13 protein-coding genes and 1 pseudogene are annotated in these 18,559 nt (G+C 66.7%); 12 read left to right on the top strand and 2 right to left on the bottom strand.

Features of this window, described 5'->3' with window-relative positions; all coding sequences use genetic code 11:
- Positions 1–65 precede the first annotated feature (65 nt).
- On the top strand, positions 66–2,621 hold the full coding sequence (gene glgP, locus IPM18_13645; protein MBK9120623.1) for an alpha-glucan family phosphorylase: 2,556 nt from the start codon (positions 66–68) through the stop codon (positions 2,619–2,621).
- Here glgP and asnB read toward each other — a convergent pair.
- The gene (asnB, locus tag IPM18_13640) at positions 2,597–4,552 is read right to left on the bottom strand and encodes an asparagine synthase (glutamine-hydrolyzing) (protein MBK9120622.1); all 1,956 of its coding nucleotides are present in this window, start codon (positions 4,550–4,552) and stop codon (positions 2,597–2,599) included. The two genes, glgP and asnB, sit on opposite strands and share 25 nt — an antisense overlap.
- 182 nt (positions 4,553–4,734) lie before the next feature.
- On the opposite strand from asnB, the gene IPM18_13635 reads away from it, so the two are divergent.
- The 5 genes from IPM18_13635 to IPM18_13615 are packed head-to-tail and all read left to right on the top strand — an operon-like array spanning position 4,735 to position 10,082.
- Positions 4,735–5,607, top strand: coding sequence for an FkbM family methyltransferase (locus IPM18_13635; protein MBK9120621.1), 873 nt, complete (start codon positions 4,735–4,737; stop codon positions 5,605–5,607).
- Positions 5,604–6,530, top strand: a complete 927-nt coding sequence (locus tag IPM18_13630) for a glycosyltransferase (protein MBK9120620.1) — start codon at positions 5,604–5,606, stop codon at positions 6,528–6,530. The genes IPM18_13635 and IPM18_13630 overlap by 4 nt, the downstream gene beginning before the upstream one ends.
- Entirely contained in the window at positions 6,527–7,480 is a 954-nt protein-coding gene (locus IPM18_13625; protein ID MBK9120619.1) for a glycosyltransferase, read from the top strand. Before IPM18_13630 ends, IPM18_13625 begins: the two co-directional genes overlap by 4 nt.
- A complete protein-coding gene (locus tag IPM18_13620; GenBank protein MBK9120618.1) occupies positions 7,477–8,892 on the top strand; it encodes a glycosyltransferase family 4 protein in 1,416 nt (471 codons plus the stop codon). The genes IPM18_13625 and IPM18_13620 overlap by 4 nt, the downstream gene beginning before the upstream one ends.
- The gene (locus IPM18_13615) at positions 8,889–10,082 is read left to right on the top strand and encodes a hypothetical protein (protein MBK9120617.1); all 1,194 of its coding nucleotides are present in this window, start codon (positions 8,889–8,891) and stop codon (positions 10,080–10,082) included. The genes IPM18_13620 and IPM18_13615 overlap by 4 nt, the downstream gene beginning before the upstream one ends.
- Positions 10,083–10,099: 17 nt before the next feature.
- Here IPM18_13615 and IPM18_13610 read toward each other — a convergent pair whose 3' ends face one another.
- Complete coding sequence (locus IPM18_13610) at positions 10,100–11,110, bottom strand: FAD-dependent oxidoreductase (protein MBK9120616.1); 1,011 nt, start codon at positions 11,108–11,110, stop codon at positions 10,100–10,102.
- 189 nt (positions 11,111–11,299) lie between these two features.
- Between IPM18_13610 and IPM18_13605 the strand changes: the two genes are divergently transcribed.
- The 6 genes and pseudogenes from IPM18_13605 to lysF all read left to right on the top strand — a co-directional run bounded on the left by IPM18_13605 (position 11,300) and on the right by lysF (position 18,500).
- Positions 11,300–12,310: a DinB family protein gene (locus IPM18_13605; protein ID MBK9120615.1), complete on the top strand. Its 1,011-nt coding sequence runs from the start codon at positions 11,300–11,302 to the stop codon at positions 12,308–12,310.
- 28 nt (positions 12,311–12,338) lie between these two features.
- The gene (locus IPM18_13600) at positions 12,339–12,758 is read left to right on the top strand and encodes an archease (protein MBK9120614.1); all 420 of its coding nucleotides are present in this window, start codon (positions 12,339–12,341) and stop codon (positions 12,756–12,758) included.
- Positions 12,759–13,005: 247 nt separating this feature from the next.
- Positions 13,006–14,467: pseudogene (locus IPM18_13595) on the top strand (RtcB family protein).
- 215 nt (positions 14,468–14,682) lie between these two features.
- Positions 14,683–15,045, top strand: a complete 363-nt coding sequence (locus IPM18_13590; protein ID MBK9120613.1) for an endonuclease domain-containing protein — start codon at positions 14,683–14,685, stop codon at positions 15,043–15,045.
- Between the two features lie 204 nt (positions 15,046–15,249).
- Positions 15,250–16,434, top strand: a complete 1,185-nt coding sequence (locus IPM18_13585) for an isocitrate/isopropylmalate dehydrogenase family protein (protein MBK9120612.1) — start codon at positions 15,250–15,252, stop codon at positions 16,432–16,434.
- 101 nt (positions 16,435–16,535) lie between these two features.
- Positions 16,536–18,500, top strand: a complete 1,965-nt coding sequence (gene lysF / locus IPM18_13580) for a homoaconitase (GenBank protein MBK9120611.1) — start codon at positions 16,536–16,538, stop codon at positions 18,498–18,500.
- Positions 18,501–18,559 lie beyond the last annotated feature (59 nt).

The raw sequence follows: 18,559 nt of genomic DNA, 5'->3' as shown, positions 1-18,559 counted from the left end.
CGCTGGGCGGCGCCGATAAAATCAAAGTTATCGCCGCGAGAATGCCCCTCGCGGAAGGTGAGCATATGAAACACGTGCGTAGCTTCGTCATCGTACCCTCCCTGCCCGAAGTGCTCGAGCCACTGCGGCAGCTCGCCTACAACCTGTGGTGGACATGGAATCCGGCCGCGACCGACCTCTTTCGCCGACTGGATGTGGATCTTTGGCGGCAAGTTGGACACAACCCGGTTGCCCTGCTTTGGCGGGTAAGCCAGGAGCGTTTGCAACAGGCGGCCCGCGACGATGCGTACATTGCGCAGGTCTGCCGGGTCATGGACAGTTTTTACGTTTACATGAACAGTCGCACCTGGTTCCAGGAGCATCATGGCAGTGTGGGTGACGCAACCGTCGCGTACTTCTCGGCCGAGTTCGGGCTGCATGAGAGCATGCCGATCTACTCCGGCGGACTGGGTGTGCTGGCGGGCGACCATTTGAAGTCGGCGTCGGATTTGGGGTTGCCGCTCGTGGGCGTGGGATTGGCCTATCGTCAGGGCTATTTTACGCAGCAGTTGACCGAAGACGGCTGGCAGCTCGAGAGCTACCCGGCCCACGATTTTCACCAGTGGTGTGCGACCCCGGTGCAAGCCGGGCCGGATGAGCAACTCAAGATTGGTGTGCATTACGGGATGCAGGAGATCCGGGCGGCCGTCTGGCGGGTGCAGGTGGGTCGTGTCACTCTCTTCCTGCTCGATGCGGACCTGCCGGAGAACCCGCCGGAATTCCGCGCTGTCACCGCCCGGCTGTACGGCGGCGACAGTCTGATGCGCATTCGGCAGGAGATTCTGCTCGGCATCTGTGGCCTGCGTGCCCTGCACGCCATGGGAATCGAGCCGACGGCCTGTCACATGAACGAGGGGCACGCGGCGTTTCTCGCACTGGAGCGGGTTCGGCTCACGATGGAGCGTTATGGCGTCACGTACCGCGAGGCGCGCGAGGCCGTGCTCGGCGGCAATCTCTTCACGACGCATACACCGGTGCCGGCGGGCATCGACCGCTTCGATCCCAAGCTTGTGGAGCAGCACCTGGCGTGGATGCCGCAGACTCTCGGTGTGAGCATGCGTGAGATGCTCGCCCTGGGGCGTGAGCACGAGGACCGCCTGGACGAGGAATTCTGCATGCCGTTGCTGGCGCTGCGCCTCTCCTACCGCAGCAACGGCGTCAGCAAGCTGCATGCGGACGTGGCACGCGGGATGTGGCGTGGCTACTGGCCGGGCATCCCGCAGGAAGAAGTGCCCATCATCCACATCACGAACGGCATTCACACGCGCACCTGGACCAGCCCGGCGATGACCGATCTGTTCGATCAGTACCTCACCCCCGGCTGGGCTGAGGCGGACGAACGTGATCCCATCTGGCAGCGGGTGGACGAGATCCCCGACGCTGAGCTCTGGCGCGTGCACGAGCGCCGCCGGGAGTGGATGATTGCGGCCTTGCGCCGCCGACTCCGCGACCAGTACAAGGGCCGCGGCGCGCCCCCTGCCGAGATCAAGGCCGCCGAAGAGGTGCTGGATCCCGAGGCCCTGACGATCGGCTTCGCCCGCCGGTTTGCGCCGTACAAGCGCGCCACGCTGCTCTTCCGTAACATGGAGCGTCTCCGCGCGCTGCTCGACAACCGCAGTTGTCCCGTGCAGTTTGTCTTCGCGGGCAAGGCCCATCCCAATGATGGTGCCGGCAAGGAGCTCATCAAGCAGATCGCCCTGGTATGCAACCGCCCGGAGCTGCGCCGCCGCCTCGTCTTCATCGAGAACTATGACATGTCACTGGCCCGCGTGCTGGTGCAGGGCGTTGACGTCTGGCTCAATAACCCGCTCCGCCTGCACGAAGCGAGCGGCACCAGCGGGATGAAAGTTCCTGCCAATGGTGGTCTCAACCTGTCTTGTCTCGACGGCTGGTGGCCCGAGGCGTACAACGGCCGGAATGGCTGGGCGATCGGCGACGGCCGCGTGTACGAGGATCTGGGCTACCAGGATCACGTCGAGGCGGAGTCGCTCTACAACCTGCTCGAGCGCGAACTGATCCCCCTCTTTTACGAACGCACGATGGACGATGTGCCGCGCAAGTGGATCTCGCGCATGAAGGAGTCCATCAAGACCATCGTTCCGCAGTACAGCACCTACCGCATGGTGCGCGAATACGCTGAAAAGATGTATCTGCCCTCGATCAAGCGGATGCAGCAACTGGCGGCCAATGACTTCGCGGTGGCGAAGAACCTCGCGGCCTGGAAGGATCAGCTCCGCCGGCACTGGCACGAGGTCCGCGTCGGCGAGGTGATCGCCGATACCCACCAGGTCCTCAAGGTCGGCGATGCGCTCGAACTGCAGGCCCATGTGCATCTCGGCCCGATCCGGCCGGAGGATGTGCATGTCGAGGTGTACCACGGGGCGCTGACCTCGGACGGCGACATTCACCACGGTGTCGCGGTTGGACTCGCCTTCTCCCACTCGGGTACGAATGGCGACCACTGGTTCAAGGGGGCTTTGCCGTGTGCCCGTAGCGGCCGCAACGGCTACGCGATCCGGGTCGTACCCAACCACCCCCAACTCGGGGATCGGTACGATCAGGGACTGGTCGTTTGGGGTTGAGGGTTCGCCCGGACGCGGTGTACGCGGGCGTTCGAACGCGGTGCGGCGGGCGCGCGGCTGAAGCGGATGTCCGGATTTTGCTGTAGCCAGAGCCCCAGGATCAGCAGCAGCCACAGGGGGGCGGACTTGTTGCGCCCGGCGGCGTGTTGCCCGTAGAGATCGCGCAGCACCGCCGGCTCAAACCAGGTGTGCAGCGGAGAGTCGGTGCCTAACAGCAGTGCGCGGAGCACTTCGGCGCCACGCGTACCCGGGCGCAGCCAGCGCGCCTGGGGGATGCAGAAGCCCTGCTTGCGACGGTGGACGAACTCGGTGGGGAACTCCCGCCAGAGTGTCTGCTTCAGCAGGTACTTTCCGACCGGTCCGGTCGGCGCGGATCGCAGACGAAGCTTCGCCGGTAGGGTGGCCGCCAACTCCACGATCTGCCGGTCGAGCAAGGGCGGACGCACTTCCAACCCATGGAACATGCTGGCCACATCCACCTTCGTCAGAATGCACTGTGGCAGGTAGGTCTGAAAGTCGAGTTGCTGCGCGTAAGCAAGAGCGTCGTGCCGGGGGGCCCGTGCGTGCGCGCTGTGGAATCCCACGCTGGGTACCTGGACGAGGAATCGCCAATCCGGCCGCCACAGACTTTGCCGCAGCGATTCGCCGCACCAGTACTGCAGCCGTTCCCACTCGCGTCCATCCCCCACGCCGCGGTTCACCCAACGACGGACGCCGGCCCACAGGAGGGTTGCCAGCGCTGCGCGTGTCCGCGTGTAGCGCAGACGCCGCAGGTAGGGTCGCAAATCCGGCCGACACCAGTACTGGTAGCTGCGATAGCCGCCGAAGGCCTCATCGCCGCCGTCGCCTGAGAAAACCATGGGCACGTGCCGACGCGCAAGCCGGGCCACGGCCCAAGTCGGAATCGCGGAACTGTCCCCGAACGGCTCGCCGTAGTGCTGCACCAGTTCCGGCAGGGACTCCCAGAAGTCATCCCGCACCGTCTCGTGGACCAGTTCGAAGCCGCACGCCTCTGCGACTTCCCGGGCGTAGGGTAGTTCGGAGAATTCCTCTTCTTCGAACCCGATCGTGAAGCCCTGCAACCCGGGCCCGTGCTGGCGGCTGAGGGCGAGTGCCACAAGCGTCGAGTCGATCCCCCCTGACAGCAACACCCCAAAAGGCACGTCAGCGACAAGCTGGGCCGTGACCGTTTCGGCCAGCGCTGCATCAAAGCGCTCCAGCCACTCGGCCTCGCTGACCCCGCGTGTCGGCGAGAAATCGGGTTCCCAGTAGCGCACCGGAGCGCTCACCTGCCCGTCAAAGCTCACCGCCAGCCGGTGTCCCGGCGGCAGCTTCCAGACATCCTCAAAGATCGTCGCCGGCGCGGGGATGTACTGGAAACGCAGGAACATCTCCACCGCATCGAGCCGTCCGTGCGGCGGGGGTGCATCGACAGCGCGCAGCGCCGACAGTTCCGACCCGAAGGCGAAGTAGTCCGTGCCGCGCCGGTAGTAGAGCGGCTTGATGCCGACCGGATCGCGCGCCAGCAGCAGACGCCGCCGCGGGAAGTCCACCAGTCCGAATGCGAACATCCCGCGGAGCCGCTCGACGCAGGCGTCACCCCATTCTTCGTACGCGTGGAGGATCACCTCCGTGTCGCTGGTTGTACGAAAGGTGTGGCCACGCTCGCGCAAGATCTGCGTGAGCTCACGATAGTTGTAGATCTCGCCGTTGAAGGTGATCTGGACCTGACCATCTTCATTGCCCATGGGTTGGCAACCGGTGGCCAGGTCGATGATGGACAAGCGCCGGTGCCCCAGGGCGATCGGACCGCGCAGGAGCGTCCCGGCCCCATCCGGCCCGCGGTGCGCGAGGGCCGCCGTCATCCGTTCAATCTCGTCCGGGGCGGGCCGTGCGCCCTGCCACCTGACGATCCCGGCGATCCCGCACATGCGCGCCTCCGTGGGTTCGGTATCGGGTGATTGCGGCCGGTTGCTGGAGATGAGGTGGCGCCGTCGTCGCCGCTTCCCCGAAGAGCTTTCGCAGGTGCGGAAACCACGGCACACCCCCGATAAGACTTCCAGGGGCGCCGCGCGCTGCGGTGCCCGCCGTCTGCCACGCAATGGAGTTACCGGTGCCGATTTCGACCCTCCCGCTGCAAGCGGCGTGCTGGACCACGCGTAACTTCCACCGCCTTCCCGGGCGCTGGCGCCTGGTGCGTTGGGTCCAAGAGCATGCCGTTGATTTCTCTGACCTGCCACCGCGCACGATCCGTTTTGCGGGGGACCTGCGTCTGCGCGTTGATCCGCGCGACGAGAACGGCCGCTTTGTCTATCTCCACGGTTTTGACCCGCGCGAGCGCATCTCGCGGCAGTTCGTACGGCTCCTCCGCCCCGGCGATCACGTGGTCGATGTCGGCGCGAATATCGGCTACTTTACCTTTGCCGCCGCGCATCTGGTCGGCCCGGACGGCCGTGTCACGGCCTTCGAGGCATCACCGTACATGCTGCCGGCGCTGCGCGCGAACGCCGCGCTGAACGGGTCGGCACCGGTCGAGATCCACGGGGTCGCAGTCAGCGACGAACACGGTGAGGCGGAATTTCATGCGGCACCCCCGACGCATACCGGGTTGTCCTCGCTGCGCAAGATCGCAGACGCCTCCGGAACCTATCGCGTCCCGACCCTGCCGCTGGATGCCTTGCTGGATCGGCTGCCGCCGGTCCGCCTGGTGAAGCTGGATGTCGAGGGCGCGGAGGTGCGCGTGCTGCGCGGCATGCGCAGACTTGTGGAGCGCGATCGACCATTCATCGTGAGCGAGATGAACGACCAGTACCTGCGGGAACTGGGCGCCAGTGCCGCCGAGTTGTTTGCGCTCCTACAGGAAGCCGGCTACACACTGCAGCGGATCGGCCCGCGCGGAATGCTCACACCCACTGCGGAGCCACCGCTGGAAAACTGCAACCTGTTGGCCGTACCTCCCACCGAAAGTGCCGGAGCCCGCGCATGAAGGGACGCATCAGCGTCATCATTCCCACGTACAATCGCGCCGCGCTGCTACCGCGGGCACTGGACAGCGTGCTACAGCAGACCCAGGCCGACCTGTGCGACATCTTCGTAGTCGACGACGGCAGCACAGATGACACGCCCCAGGTGCTCGCGGCTTATGGTTCGCGGGTGACCTGTCTCCGGCAGCGCAACCGGGGTGCGGGTGCCGCCCGTAACGCCGCCATTCGAGCATGTCACCACGAATTCGTGGCCTTCCTCGATTCCGATGACCGCTGGCTACCCGAGAAGGTCGAATCACAACTCGATGCCCTGGCGCGTTTCCCCGAGGCCGGTTTCGTCGCCGGCGAAGCCCGGGGCGTGCGGCCGGATGGCACGATCGTGCCACGCGATTGGGTGGGCCTGCGGCGCGATGTGCCGCTCGATCTCGGACCGCTTCTGTTTGAACGCAACCCATTCGCGACCCCCGCGATGTTCGTACGCCGCGCCCTGCTCGCGCGGACGGGCCTGTTCCGCACCTGCCTGCGCTGGGCGCAGGATTATGATCTGTGGCTGCGGATGGCCTGCCGGGCGCCGGGTATCCTGCAAGGCCGACTCGTTGCGGAGTACGCACTCGGGGCCCAGGAAAGTCTGTCCAGTTCGTCGGGGGCCCAGCTCAGCGCCGCGTTGCGTGCGTTGCGCTTTGCGCGGGCCGAATTGCGGCATCGTCCGGATTGCCGCCCGGCCTGGCGACGCGGGCTGGTCCGCTACCTCAACGTGCTCCGCGATCGCGCCTTTCGTGAGCACCGTTTCGCGGCCGCAGCCCGCTATGCCCTCGAGTCGATCGTGGCGGCGCCGCGCGGACGGGCGCGCTGGGAGTGGGGACGCTTGCTCGATGCGGGGCTGCGGGCGCTCTTTGCATCTTCACCCCGAGGGCTTGTGCCATGAGCGCAGCTCCCTGCAGTGCCGGTCGAGTGGCCGTGGTCATTCCGACGTTCAACCGCGCCGGGTTACTGCCGCGCGCCGTGGACAGCGCGCTGGCACAGACCGCGGTAGCTCAGTGTGACATCATCGTCGTGGATGATGGCAGCTCGGATGACACACCCAAGGTCGCGGCCCGCTACGGCGATCGCATCCGCTATGTGCGCCAGGCCAACGCCGGTCTGGCCGCGGCGCGCAATGCGGGCATCGCCGCGACGACCAGCGAATTCATCGCCTTTCTCGACGACGACGACCTGCTCATGCCCGATTCGGTCGAGCGGCGACTTGTGGCCTTCGCGCGCTGGCCGATGGCTGTGATCATCGCTGGCCGCGCGTTGGATCGCACGTCGGAGGGCGAATTGCGGCCGCGTCCGCTGGCGGGGGTTCCGCTCGAGGCACCGTTTGACTTTGTCCCACACCTGATGGAAGACAACTTCGTATGCGTACCGACGGTGATGATCCGTCGGGCGGCAGTCGAACGCGTGGGGCCGTTTCGCCATGGCCTGCGAAGGGCGGAGGACTATGAAATGTGGGGGCGTGTGGCCACTTGCGGGCCCGGCGTTATCCTCGACGCTGTACTGGCCGAGTACACGATCGGAACGCATGAACGGCTCTCGTGCGACTTGGTTGCAATGATGGACGCCAAGCTGCACGCCCATCACCTGCTACGCGTTTCCATGACAACACCACCCCACTGCATGGCCTGGCACCGCGGGCTGGTACGACGGCTCGCGACGGCACGTGACCTGCATTACCGCTCCGGGAGCTTTTCCACGGCGGCGGGCTACGGGGTACAAGTGCTCTGGCACGCCCCCGGGCGCCCCGCCTGGGAATGGGGACGCACAGCCGCAGCGTTCGGGCAAGCAGCAATTGCGGCTCTGACTGGGAGCGGCTCATCCGCGAGAACCAAGGGATGACCGACCGCATCCGCACAGTCCAGATTCAGCTCGCAGCGCCCGCCGACGCTCCGGGTGGCGGGCCGCGCCATGCGCGTAACCTCGCGCGCGGCTTCGCTGAACTCGGGATTCGTACGACCGTGTTGTGTACAGGCGTTGCGGCCGCGTCTGGCCCTGCGTGCTATGCTGCATGGCATGTCTGCCGTGTGCGGCCGCGGCGCCTGCTCTGGCGACTTGGACAGGTCGGTGCGCTCGGAGACTGGTGCGGTGCCGTGCGCCGCTGCACCTCTGATGTGGATGCTGTTGTCGCTTTGTCGCCCGCTCCTGCACTTGCGACCGCTTGGACCCGCCCCCGCCTGCCGCTGGTCTATGCTCCGGCCGTTCTTGATCGTGTCGAGCATCCACACCGGTGGCCAACCCTTTACCAGTGGCTCGAGTGTCGCGCGCTGCACGCCGCCGATGCGGTCCTTGTGCGCAGTACCGCCGTGCGGGAGGTCGTCGTGCGGCTCTATGGTCGGCAGCGTGGTCCCTTCGGCATCGCCTTGCCCGGCATCGATCCCTGCCACGCGCTGGGTGCGGTCCGGACCCGCGCGCAACTCGGCGTTCCGGTCGGGGCGAAACTGCTCATTACTGTGGGTCTGGTGAATGAGAACAAGGGGCAGCACCTGATCGCCCAAGCGCTGGCGCGGCATGCCGGCCCGGATTGGTGGTGGGCGATCATCGGTGAGGGACCCGGCGGGCGGGCGATTCGCGCTGCGCTCCGAGATGGGGGCATGGCCGACCGAACCCTGTTTGTCGGCGTGGACCGCGTGGCGGATTGGTACGCGGCCGCGGATGTGCTCGTGGCCGCGAGTCGGCACGAAACTTTTGGCCAGGCCATCGCGGAGGCGCTCTGTGCGGGTTTACCGGTGGTGGTTCCGAAAAATGAGCCAGGCGCGGTCCTGAGTCCGTTGGCCGAACATGTCGAGGACTTCGCGCTGGGTGGAACGTACCGCCGCGGTGACCGGGAGGGCATGGGGCAGGCGCTCTGGGCGGTACTCGGGAACAGCGCTGTAAGGGCCCGCCTGGGCGAGAACGCCGCCGGGTTCGCCGGCGCGGAACTTCACCTGGGCGCGGTACGCGGAGTGTGCGCTGCGCCTCCTGACGACACGTTCCGATGCGGTGTATCCGATCGAATCGGCGGGGGCGCTGCGAAGCCATACGCGCACAAGTGTACTCACCCGTGGAGGTCGTGTCCCGTGTTCCACGACTCCGTGACCCGGAAGCGGCCGCATGCGCGGGACACGCGCCGTTTGACTCGGGAGAGCACGATCGGACCATTTGAACAGTTCCCGGCGCAACGGGGGACAGGGGGGGTGCAGTACCGGGCGCACACGACTGTGCTAGAATCCGCACAACTATGCGGGGCTGGTGGAGAGGCGGCAAGCGCTTGATGACGTACGCGCGGGCGAGGTTGTGGCTCGGAATCAGCACTGTAGGAACGTTCGTCGTGCTCGCGTCTGCGGCGCTCGCAGGTGGCTGGCCCCAGGCACTACTCCCAAATGAACCAACCGGGTTTGTCAGGGAGTGGCTGCGCCTGCTGACTGTGCTTGGTGCGTACGTGATTGTGAGTCTGCCCTTTGACCTGCTGGGGGGGGTAGTCCTGCCGCACCGTTTCGGTCGCACAACGCCCCCGCTGTTTACGTACCTGCTTCGTTGGGTACGCGGGGTGGCCGTACAGGTGGCAGTGATGTCGCTCGCCGGGGTTGTGTTGATCTGGGCGGCTCGGACATACGACATCGAGGGTGCTGCGCTCACGGCCGCGGCGTTGATGGCGGTTATCGCGGGCTTCCAGCGGCAACTCGCGCAACTTGTCGGCGGACAGGCCGTCACTCGGGAGGGGCACGACGTGCTGGAGGCCGCACTCCGCGGCGAGCGGCTTGAGGGCCTCCGCATTCGTGTATTGACGCATCGGGACGAGGGCTTCGTTGGTGGGATCACCGGTCTTCCCGGGTGGGAGACCGTCGTCGTGCCCGTGCGTTGGTTGCGAGAGCTGTCGCCGACGGAGCTTCGTGCCCAGCTTGTCCGGCGTGCCGGCGTGCTTCAGACCGGCAGCCGCACGCGCGGCCTGCTGATCGCGATCGCTTGGAATGCCGCGGGTGTCGTGGTCAGTGGGCTGGTGACTGGGGCGGATGCGGTCACGGCCGCCTCACTGGTTACCCTGATGTGCGGATTTGTGCTGTGGTCATTTCTCGGGCTGCTGATCCTGCCTTCGCTGTGCCGTTCAGCAGTCATCGAGGCGGATCGCTTTGCGAAGGAGCATGTCGCCCATCCGGAAGGCGTGGCGGCCGTGATCCAGACGCTCGATCGCTGGCAAGAGGACGAGCCCGCGCGACCGGCATGGATTGAAGCGATCTTTCACCCCGTGCCAGCCGTCCAGCGGCGACTGGCAACGCTAACCCAGACCCGGACGATGGCCACCACCAGCGCTGTCAGCCCACCTTTCGCCGATGGTTCGTTCGGTGCGTGGCATGCGGCCCGCATGGCGCTGCCCTTGTCTTGGGTATGCGGCGGCCTGCTCAGTCGCGCCGTGCACTGCAACGCGGGTCGCCCGGACCTCTGGGTGCTGCTGCCGGGGGATTGAGAACGTGCACACGGTGTTCAAAGTGCGAGGAAACGCTCGGCTGCCGCGCACCCGCTGAGATACGCCCCTTCGACGCGCGGCCCGCCGCACCAGTCGCCGGCGGCCGCCAGGCAACGGTCCTCATCGAACAGGCAGGGTTCGGGTGTGGTCGTCGTGGGTTGTGCGAATCGCCAGCGGTGCGCGCGCAGGAGTCGTGGCGCGGACATCGGGGTGGCAACTTCGCGCGGCAGGGCAGCGTGCAGGGCCTCGCATAACAAGGTGGCGACGGCATCCGGTTTGTCGTCGACGTGTTCCCGCGACCAGGCGGGTGTCGCGTGCAGCACCCAGCAGTCGCCACTCGGCCGGCCTGGTTTGTCGCTGTCGCGTGCCATCCAGGCGAGGGGCGAACCATGCACAAAGGCGCCCTCGAAGGGGATTTCGAGCGGTTGGTCCCACGCGACGAGCACCGCCCAGCAGGGGGTATACGAGACGGTGGCCGCCGATTCCGCGAGGTGCGGGGCGGCTGCGAGTAGTGCTGCGGCTTGGGGTGCGGGGGCCGAGACGAGGACCCCGTCAAACGGTCCCAGCAGATTTTCGGTCATGGTGCGCAGCAGGTAGCGTTGCTTTTCCGGGATGATCGCTGCGATGTGCACGCCGCAGTGAACCTGCAAACCCACGGCAAGCTGCTGTGCAAGGGCGCTCATCCCGGGCACCCCGACGTAGCGCAGTAGCGTGCTGGTGGTGGGCGTCATCTGGCCATCGGCCAGCGCGACGATGCGGGCCTCCCACGGTGCCGCGGCCGCGGCCGAACGCCAGGATTCGACACAGGCCGCGAACGCGGCGCTGCGCACAGTGATATACTGCGCGCCGTGGTCGAACTGTGAGCCGTCGGGTGTTCGCCGGGTGGCGCAGCGCCCGCCGACACCCCGGCCCTTGTCGAACACCTCCACCGACCAACCTTGTTGGTGAAGCAGCCGTGCGGCTGCGAGGCCTGCGATTCCGGCGCCGATGACACCGATGGGCCTGCTGTCGGCCCGCCGTTTGTCGATAGTTGCCTTACTGTGTTGTGGAGTCACGCCAGCACTCCAGCCACGCGGGCTTACCGCTTCTTGTGTTCGATACACCCATCGTAGGGTCGCGGGTGCTTGGTGCCAGATGGCTCAGCATTTTCAGCGGCCTTAGTGCGTGGATATACTCGCAGAACGCGGTGACAACACAGTCCGCGATTGGAGGGCGGTGTGCCTGGTTACGAACTGCTGCGAGAACTCTTCCGTTACAACGACTGGGGACGCGATCGGCTCTTTGCGCCGGCCGCCCAGCTCTCGGCTGCCGAGCTCGATCGTCCGTTCGATGTCGGTCCGGGATCCTTGCGCGCGACGTTGAGCCACCTCTACGATGCCGAATGGATCTGGCTGGAGCGCTGGTGCGGGCGGTCGCCAGGGGCCTTCGAGGAGGGTACGGTCCGGCGCGACATGCGGCCGTTATGGGATACGTATCGCGACCTGGCGGCGCGGCGTGATGAATTGCTGGCAGGAGTGGGTGAGGCGGGCTTGCTGCGACCGGTGGTGTATCAACGGCTGGACGGCACGCGGTTCGAACGTCCGCTGGGAGTACTGATGCTGCACGTCTGCAATCACGGTGTGCACCACCGCGCGCAGGCGTTGCACATGCTGCGGTGCGCGGGCGGGGAAGTGCCGCAGCCCGGGCTGGATTACTTGTATTGGAAGCTCGAGGCTGGCCACCCGGTCGTACCGGAGCTTCCTGCGCTGCGCACTTACTTTGAATACGGCCAATGGGCGACCGAGCAGGTGCTGGCCGCTGCAGCCGCTTTACCGTCTTCGGCGTTGGATGTCCGCTGGCCGATCGGGCTGGGCACGCTGCGCGCGACGCTGCTGCATCTGCGCTTCGCGGAGCAGTGGTGGGTCAACAACTGGACGCTGGGACCGGAGGAGCCGTATCCCGATTTACCGGCCGATACGCCGTTCGCAGTGCTGATCGAGGCCATGCGCGCCACGTGGGCGGCGTGCGGGGCACATCTGGGTGGCCTTGGGCCGGAAGATCTGCTGCGGCCGGTGGCGGCGCGCGTCGCGCCGGAGGTGTTGAAGACGTTCCCCCTGGGGGTGAGTGCCATCCAGCTCTGTACGCACGGCACGCACCACCGAGCGCAGGCGGTGAACATCCTGCGACGGAGCGGCGCGAAACCCCCGGCGCTCGATGGGGTGACCTGGTGGACGGCGACCCGTGGCTGACGCTGGGCCGGAGGGCGCGGAGTTGAGCATGGCGGACGGCTTCGAACTTTTTGACCACACAGCCGATCTTGGTGTGCGCGTCTGGGCGGCGACCCCGGCGGGGTTGTTGCGGCCGGCCCTGGCGGGGTTGTACGCGGCATTGGGTGAGGTGGTGCCGGGGGAGCAGGGGCCACGGGTCGAGTTGAGCTATGGTGGCGGGGAGGCGGCACTGCTGCTGCGGGACTTCCTCGCGGATGCGCTGCTACGCTTGGAAACCGAGGCGTGCGTGCTGACGGATGTTGAGGTTGTACAGTTCGACGGGGCGGACTTGCGGGTTTCCGTTGTGCAGCGGCCGCTCGATCGTGAGCTTAGCGTGCTGCTGCGGGAGGTGAAGGCCGTGACGTACCACGAACTGGAGCTATGGATCGCGCCCGCGCAGTGCGAGTTTCGTTATATTGTGGACATCTGAGCGGTGCGTTGAGGAGCAGCGGCGGGTGGCGGTGACGACGATCGGCCGGGCGCGCTGCCGGAGCCTTGGCCCCATACCGATTCCTGTCGGGCTGCGCCAGGTCGCATGAACCACGCCTCTGGAACGGTTCTACCTCGCTCGCATGCCCCGATTTGAGAGCGATCGGCAGAAGGGTTACGATCGGGAGGGACGCGCCACTATGGCTGGCGCGCGGGTGCGGAGCCAAAGCGCGAAGTGCGAGCAGTGCATGGCTGAACGACAGGAAATCCCACTGGAACGCGTCGATGCGTGCCGTTGGCGCATTCCGAAGAGCTACAAACCGTGGATGCGCGTCGACGGGCTGATCTACGCGAATGAGGATCTCATCGCATCGATCCGGGACGACAAGGCCCCGGACCAGGTCGCGAACGTCGCCTGCCTGCCGGGGATCGTGCGCTACTCGCTCGCGATGCCGGACATCCACTGGGGGTACGGTTTCTGCATCGGGGGTGTAGCCGCGACCGATCCGGCCGCCGGGGGCGTGATCAGTCCGGGCGGCGTGGGCTACGACATCAATTGCGGCGTGCGGCTGATGCGGACGGACCTGACGCGGACGGAGGTGGAGCCGCAGATCCACGAACTGGTGAAGCGGCTGTTCGAGGCGATCCCGACCGGGCCGGGGCACGGCGGGGAAGTGAAGTTCGAGCCTAAGCAACTGCGGCGGCTGATGTCGCAGGGTTCGCGCTACGTCATCGACGAAGGTTTCGGCTGGGATGACGACCTGGAGACGACCGAGGCCCGTGGCCGACTGCCGGACGCCGATCCGTCGCTGGTGAGGGAAAGCGCCCCTGAAGCGCGGCCGGGACCAGTGCGGCACGCTGGGGGGTGGAAATCACTTCCTGGAAGTGCAGGTGGTGGAGGAGATTCACGACGAGGCGGCGGCCGCGGCATTCGGGCTGCACACGGGGCAAGTGGTGGTGATGATCCACTCGGGGTCGCGCGGGCTGGGGTACCAGGTGTGCGAGGATGCGCTGCGCGACCTGCGGCACGTACCGGTGAAGTACGGGATCGAACTGCCGGACAAGCAACTGGTGTGCGCCCCGGTGGAGTCGTCCGAAGGGCAGAAATACCTCGGGGCGATGCGGTCGGCCGCGAACTTCGCCTGGGCGAACCGGCAGATCATGATGCACCTGGCGCGGCGCGTGTTCAGCAAGGTCTTTGGTCAGCGGCCGGAGAAGCTTGGTTTGCGCCTGGTGTACGACGTGGCGCACAACATCGCGAAGATGGAGGAGTACGAGGTGGGCGGTCGGATGCGTGAGCTGTGCGTCCACCGGAAGGGGGCGACGCGGGCGTTTCCCGCCGGCCACCCGGAAGTGCCGAAGGCGTATCGGGAGGTTGGGCAGCCCGTACTGGTGCCGGGTGACATGGGGCGAAGCAGTTGGGTGCTGGTGGGGCGGCCGGGGGCGATGGAGGAGACGTTCGGGAGTTGCTGTCATGGGGCCGGGCGGATGATGTCGCGCTCGGCCGCGGTGCGGGCGGCGCAGGGCCGGCGGATCGACGAGGAGTTGCTGGCGCGGGGGGTGGTGGCGAAGGCGCGCGGCTGGACGGGGCTGGCCGAGGAGCAGCCGGACGCGTACAAGGACGTGAGCCAGGTGGCGGCCGCAGTGCACGCGGCGGGTCTGGCGGCGAAAGTGGCGCGGCTGCGGCCGATCGGGGTGATCAAGGGGTAGAGCGCGGCGAAGTGTGGCGACATCCGGGAGGTAGTCCTGCGGCAGTCGGTAGTTGCACTGCCGGGGGGTGGGGGCGACTCGAAAGCCGCTCCTCCGTCGGCCGCCGTGATCCCATGCGCAACGCCGCTTTATACACGCGATCCGCACCGCATAAATCAGGACAACCTAACCCCCCGCCCTGCTTGCAGGGAGGGGTTTGGGGAGGGTTCTTCCGTATGGCCCGATCCTATCGAATCGACCCGGAACTTACAGCACGTGCCCGATGTCTTCGACGCGCAGCACCGTTTCCGGAGCGCCTGTTATGGAACCGCCTGCGCGCCAAACAAGTCGGAGGGTTGAAGTTCCGCCGACAGCATCCGATCGGCCGGTATATTGCAGACTTTTACTGCGCCGCCGCTGGGCTCGTGATTGAATTGGACGGAATGAGTCACGATGATCGTGAAGAGTACGACGCGGAGCGGACGCGCTTTATTGAGTCGCAGGGCCTGCGCGTCGTTCGATTCACTGACGATGACGTCATTCAGAACGTGGAGGGAGTCGTCTCTCGCATTGCCTGCGAGTGCGGGCTCGAGACCTAGCCGGACGAACCCTCCCCCAACCCCTCCCTGCAAGGGAGGGGAGGTTCTCGGAATTCCCTGATCGGCATTCTCCCAGCGCACCAGCCTTCCCTTGGCACGGATGCGCGCGGGCGGGTAAATTAGGAGGTACTTATCCGCTGCGTGCCCCCGGCGCGGCCGTGGGGCAGTGCAGTGGCACGTCGACCCGGTGTGCAGGAGACCGCGATGGGTGCACGGACCATCATCACGATGCCCGGTGACGGAATTGGCAAAGTCGTTCTGCCGGAGGCGCTGCGCGTGCTGCGGGCGGCCGGCTTCGAGGCCCGGACGATCGCTGCGGAGATCGGGTGGGACTGCTGGGTGCGGGAGGGCAACGCGCTGCCGGAGCGGACCGTGCAGCTCCTCGCCGAGCACAAGCTCGGGCTGTTCGGGGCCATCACCTCGAAGCCCAAGGAGCAGGCGGCGGCGGAGCTCGCGCCGGCGCTGCGCGACCGCGGACTCGTGTACTTCAGCCCGATCGTGTCGCTGCGCCAGCACTTCAACCTGGATGTGTGCATCCGACCGTGCCGCTCGTACGCGGGTAATCCACTGAACTTCATCCGCCGCCGCCCGGACGGGGGGTTCGAGGAGCCGGCGGTGAATGTGGCGGTATTCCGGCAGAACACGGAGGGGTTGTACGCCGGGGTGGAGTGGACGAACCCGCCGGCCGAAGTGCGGAAAGCGCTGGAGACACACAAGAAGATGGCGGCGTTCCGCGCCGTACCGGGGGAGGACCTGGCGATTTCGCTGCGGATCATCACGCGGAACGCAACCCACCGCATCATGCGGGCGGCCTTCGAATACGCGCGGCGCTTCGGGTTCCGTTCGGTGACCGTGTGCGAGAAGCCGAACGTGCTGCGCGAGACCAGTGGGCTGTTCATGGCCGAAGCCCGGCGCGTGGCTGCCGACTTCGCCGGGATCGCGCTGTGGGACACGAACATTGACGCGCAGATGATGTGGCTCACCAAGAACCCCGAGGACTACGGGGTCGTCGTGTGCAGCAACATGTTCGGCGACATCGTGTCGGACGCGTTCGCGGGACTGGTCGGGGGGTTGGGATTTGCGTGCAGCGCGAACATCGGTGACGAGGTGGCCGTGTTCGAGCCGACCCACGGGTCGGCCCCGAAGTACGCGGAGCTCGATCCGCCGATCGTAAACCCGATCGCGATGATCCTGTCGGCCTGCATGCTGCTCGATCACATCGGCGAGGTGGACCGCGCGGAACGCATCCGGACGGCCATTGCGACGGTGGTGGCCGAGGGACGTGTGCGAACCTACGACATGCTGCGACTCACCGGCGGGCCGAAGGTGATCTCGCAAGGCGCGGCCACGACCACGCAGATGACGGATGCGATCATCGCGCGGTTGTAGCACGCGGTGATCCGTTGCAGCAACCACGCCGTGGCGTCGGCCCCTCGTGATCGACACCGCCAGGCGCGCGACTTCGTCGCGGACCGCAGAGGAATCCAACCATGTCCCAGACGCTGATCGAAAAGATCGCCCAGCGCTACGCGGTCGGCCAGCCCCCCGGACACCGCGTCCGAGCCGGGGATTTCCTGTCCATACAGCCGGCGCACTGCATGACACACGACAATACGGCCGCCGTGATTCCCAAGTTCCGATCGATGGGCGCGACGCGCATTGCGAATCCCCGCCAGCCGGTTTTCTGCCTGGATCACGACATCCAGAACACCGCGCCGGAGAACCTTGCGACGTACGCCACGATCGAGGCGTTCGCGCGCGAACAGGGCATCGACTTCTACCCGGCTGGCCGCGGCATCGGCCACCAGGTGCTGATCGAAGAGGGCTACGTGCTGCCCGGCACGCTGGTCGTGGCTTCCGATTCGCATGCGAACATGTACGGCGCCATCGGTGCGCTCGGTACGCCCATCGTCCGGACCGACGCGGCCGCGATCTGGGCCACCGGGCGGACGTGGTGGCAGGTGCCCGAGATTGTGCAGGTGTACCTGGAAGGGCGACTCGGCCCCGGCGTGACCGGCAAGGATGTCATCATCACGCTGATCGGACTCTATTGCCGCGACGAGGTGCTCAACGCGTGCATCGAGTTCGCGGGTCCGGGGGTCGCAGCACTGGCGATGGAGGAGCGGATGACCATCGCCAATATGACCACCGAGTGGGGTGCGCTGGCCGGGGTGTTTCCGTGCGACGAGGTCACATTGGCCTACCTGCGCACGCGGGTCCAGGTATTGGAGCAGCGCAGCCCGCGCCCACAGCGCCTCGCGCCGCAGGTGCTGACTGAGCTGGCGGCCACACCCCTGTGTGCCGATCCCGATGCGCACTATGCGAAGGTGCTCGCGCTCGATCTGGCGCTGGTGCGGCCGCGCGTCGCCGGCCCGAATGAGGTCAAGTCAACACGCAGCGTGGCGGAGCTCGCGGCAGAGCGCATCCGGGTAGACAAGGCGTTCCTGATGAGTTGTGTGAACGGCCGGACCGACGACTTCGCGGCCGCCGCGGCGGAGCTGCGTGGTCGGCAGGTGGCGCCGCACGTCCAGTTGTTCGTGGCTGCGGCTTCGAGCGAGGTTGAGCAGGAGGCCCGGCGGCGCGGGGACTGGCAGGTGCTGGCTGAGGCCGGGGCGAAGTTTCTCCCGGCCGGGTGCGGGGCCTGCATCGGCCTCGGAGCGGGGGTGCTGACGGATGGTGAGGTGGGCATCTCCGCGACCAACCGGAACTTCGACGGCCGCATGGGCTCGCGCAAAAGCCAGGTGTACCTGGCGAGTCCGGCCGTGGTGGCGGCGTCGGCAGCAGCAGGGTACATCGCCGCACCGCAGTGGGCGGGAAACAGCGTATCGACCAGCGACGAGCTCACGCCCCGCATCTGTAGCGTGCCGCGGCCGGCCCAGCCGGCGCAGCGTGTAGAATTGCTGGCGGGCTTTCCGGGGGTGATCCGGGGCGAATTGCTGTGGGTGCCCAAAGACAACCTCAACACGGACGGCATCTACGGCAAGGAGTTCACCTACAAGACACTGCCACCGGAGGAGATGGCCGCGGTGGTCATGCGCAACTACGACCCGGAGTTCCAGGAACTAGCGCAGGCCGGCGACCTGCTGGTGGGCGGATACAACTTCGGCTGTGGTTCGTCGCGCGAACAGGGGGCAACCGCCCTGAAATTTCGCGGCATCGGCCTGGTGCTGGCGGGTTCGTTCTCACAGACGTTCAGCCGGAACGCGTTCAACAACGGCTTCATTTGTCTGGAGTGTCCGGCGCTCGTCGATTCACTCCGCCAGGCGTTCGGTGTCCGGAACGAGCGCACCCTCCGCACGGGCTGGCAGGCGACGGTCGATTTCGGGGCCTCCGCAGTGAGTGTCGTGACGGCCGCCGGCGCGCAGGTGTTTCGCTACCCACCGTTGGGGATCGTGGCCCAGGAGCTGATCGTGGCGGGTGGATTTGAGGCCGTGTTGCGGCGGACCCTTTCCTAGGTCCGCCCGCTCCGCGAGCCCGGCCAGCCCTACACGTCCGCCACCGCACATCCCCCTGG

It is taken from the genome of Phycisphaerales bacterium, assembly GCA_016716475.1.
Lineage (GTDB): Bacteria > Planctomycetota > Phycisphaerae > UBA1845 > Fen-1342 > JADJWG01.
The sequence above is the reverse complement of the archived record's forward strand: the minus strand, read 5'-3'. Positions and strand labels throughout refer to the sequence as shown.

Excerpts from the sequence above, each read along its gene's own strand:
- glgP (MBK9120623.1), top strand. The coding sequence starts at position 66 with ATGAAACACGTGCGTAGCTTCGTCATCGTACCCTCCCTGCCCGAAGTG.
- asnB (MBK9120622.1), bottom strand. The coding sequence starts at position 4,552 with ATGTGCGGGATCGCCGGGATCGTCAGGTGGCAGGGCGCACGGCCCGCC.
- IPM18_13630 (MBK9120620.1), top strand. The coding sequence starts at position 5,604 with ATGAAGGGACGCATCAGCGTCATCATTCCCACGTACAATCGCGCCGCG.
- IPM18_13625 (MBK9120619.1), top strand. The coding sequence starts at position 6,527 with ATGAGCGCAGCTCCCTGCAGTGCCGGTCGAGTGGCCGTGGTCATTCCG.
- IPM18_13620 (MBK9120618.1), top strand. The coding sequence starts at position 7,477 with ATGACCGACCGCATCCGCACAGTCCAGATTCAGCTCGCAGCGCCCGCC.
- IPM18_13600 (MBK9120614.1), top strand. The coding sequence starts at position 12,339 with ATGGCGGACGGCTTCGAACTTTTTGACCACACAGCCGATCTTGGTGTG.
- IPM18_13590 (MBK9120613.1), top strand. The coding sequence starts at position 14,683 with ATGGCCCGATCCTATCGAATCGACCCGGAACTTACAGCACGTGCCCGA.
- IPM18_13585 (MBK9120612.1), top strand. The coding sequence starts at position 15,250 with ATGGGTGCACGGACCATCATCACGATGCCCGGTGACGGAATTGGCAAA.
- lysF (MBK9120611.1), top strand. The coding sequence starts at position 16,536 with ATGTCCCAGACGCTGATCGAAAAGATCGCCCAGCGCTACGCGGTCGGC.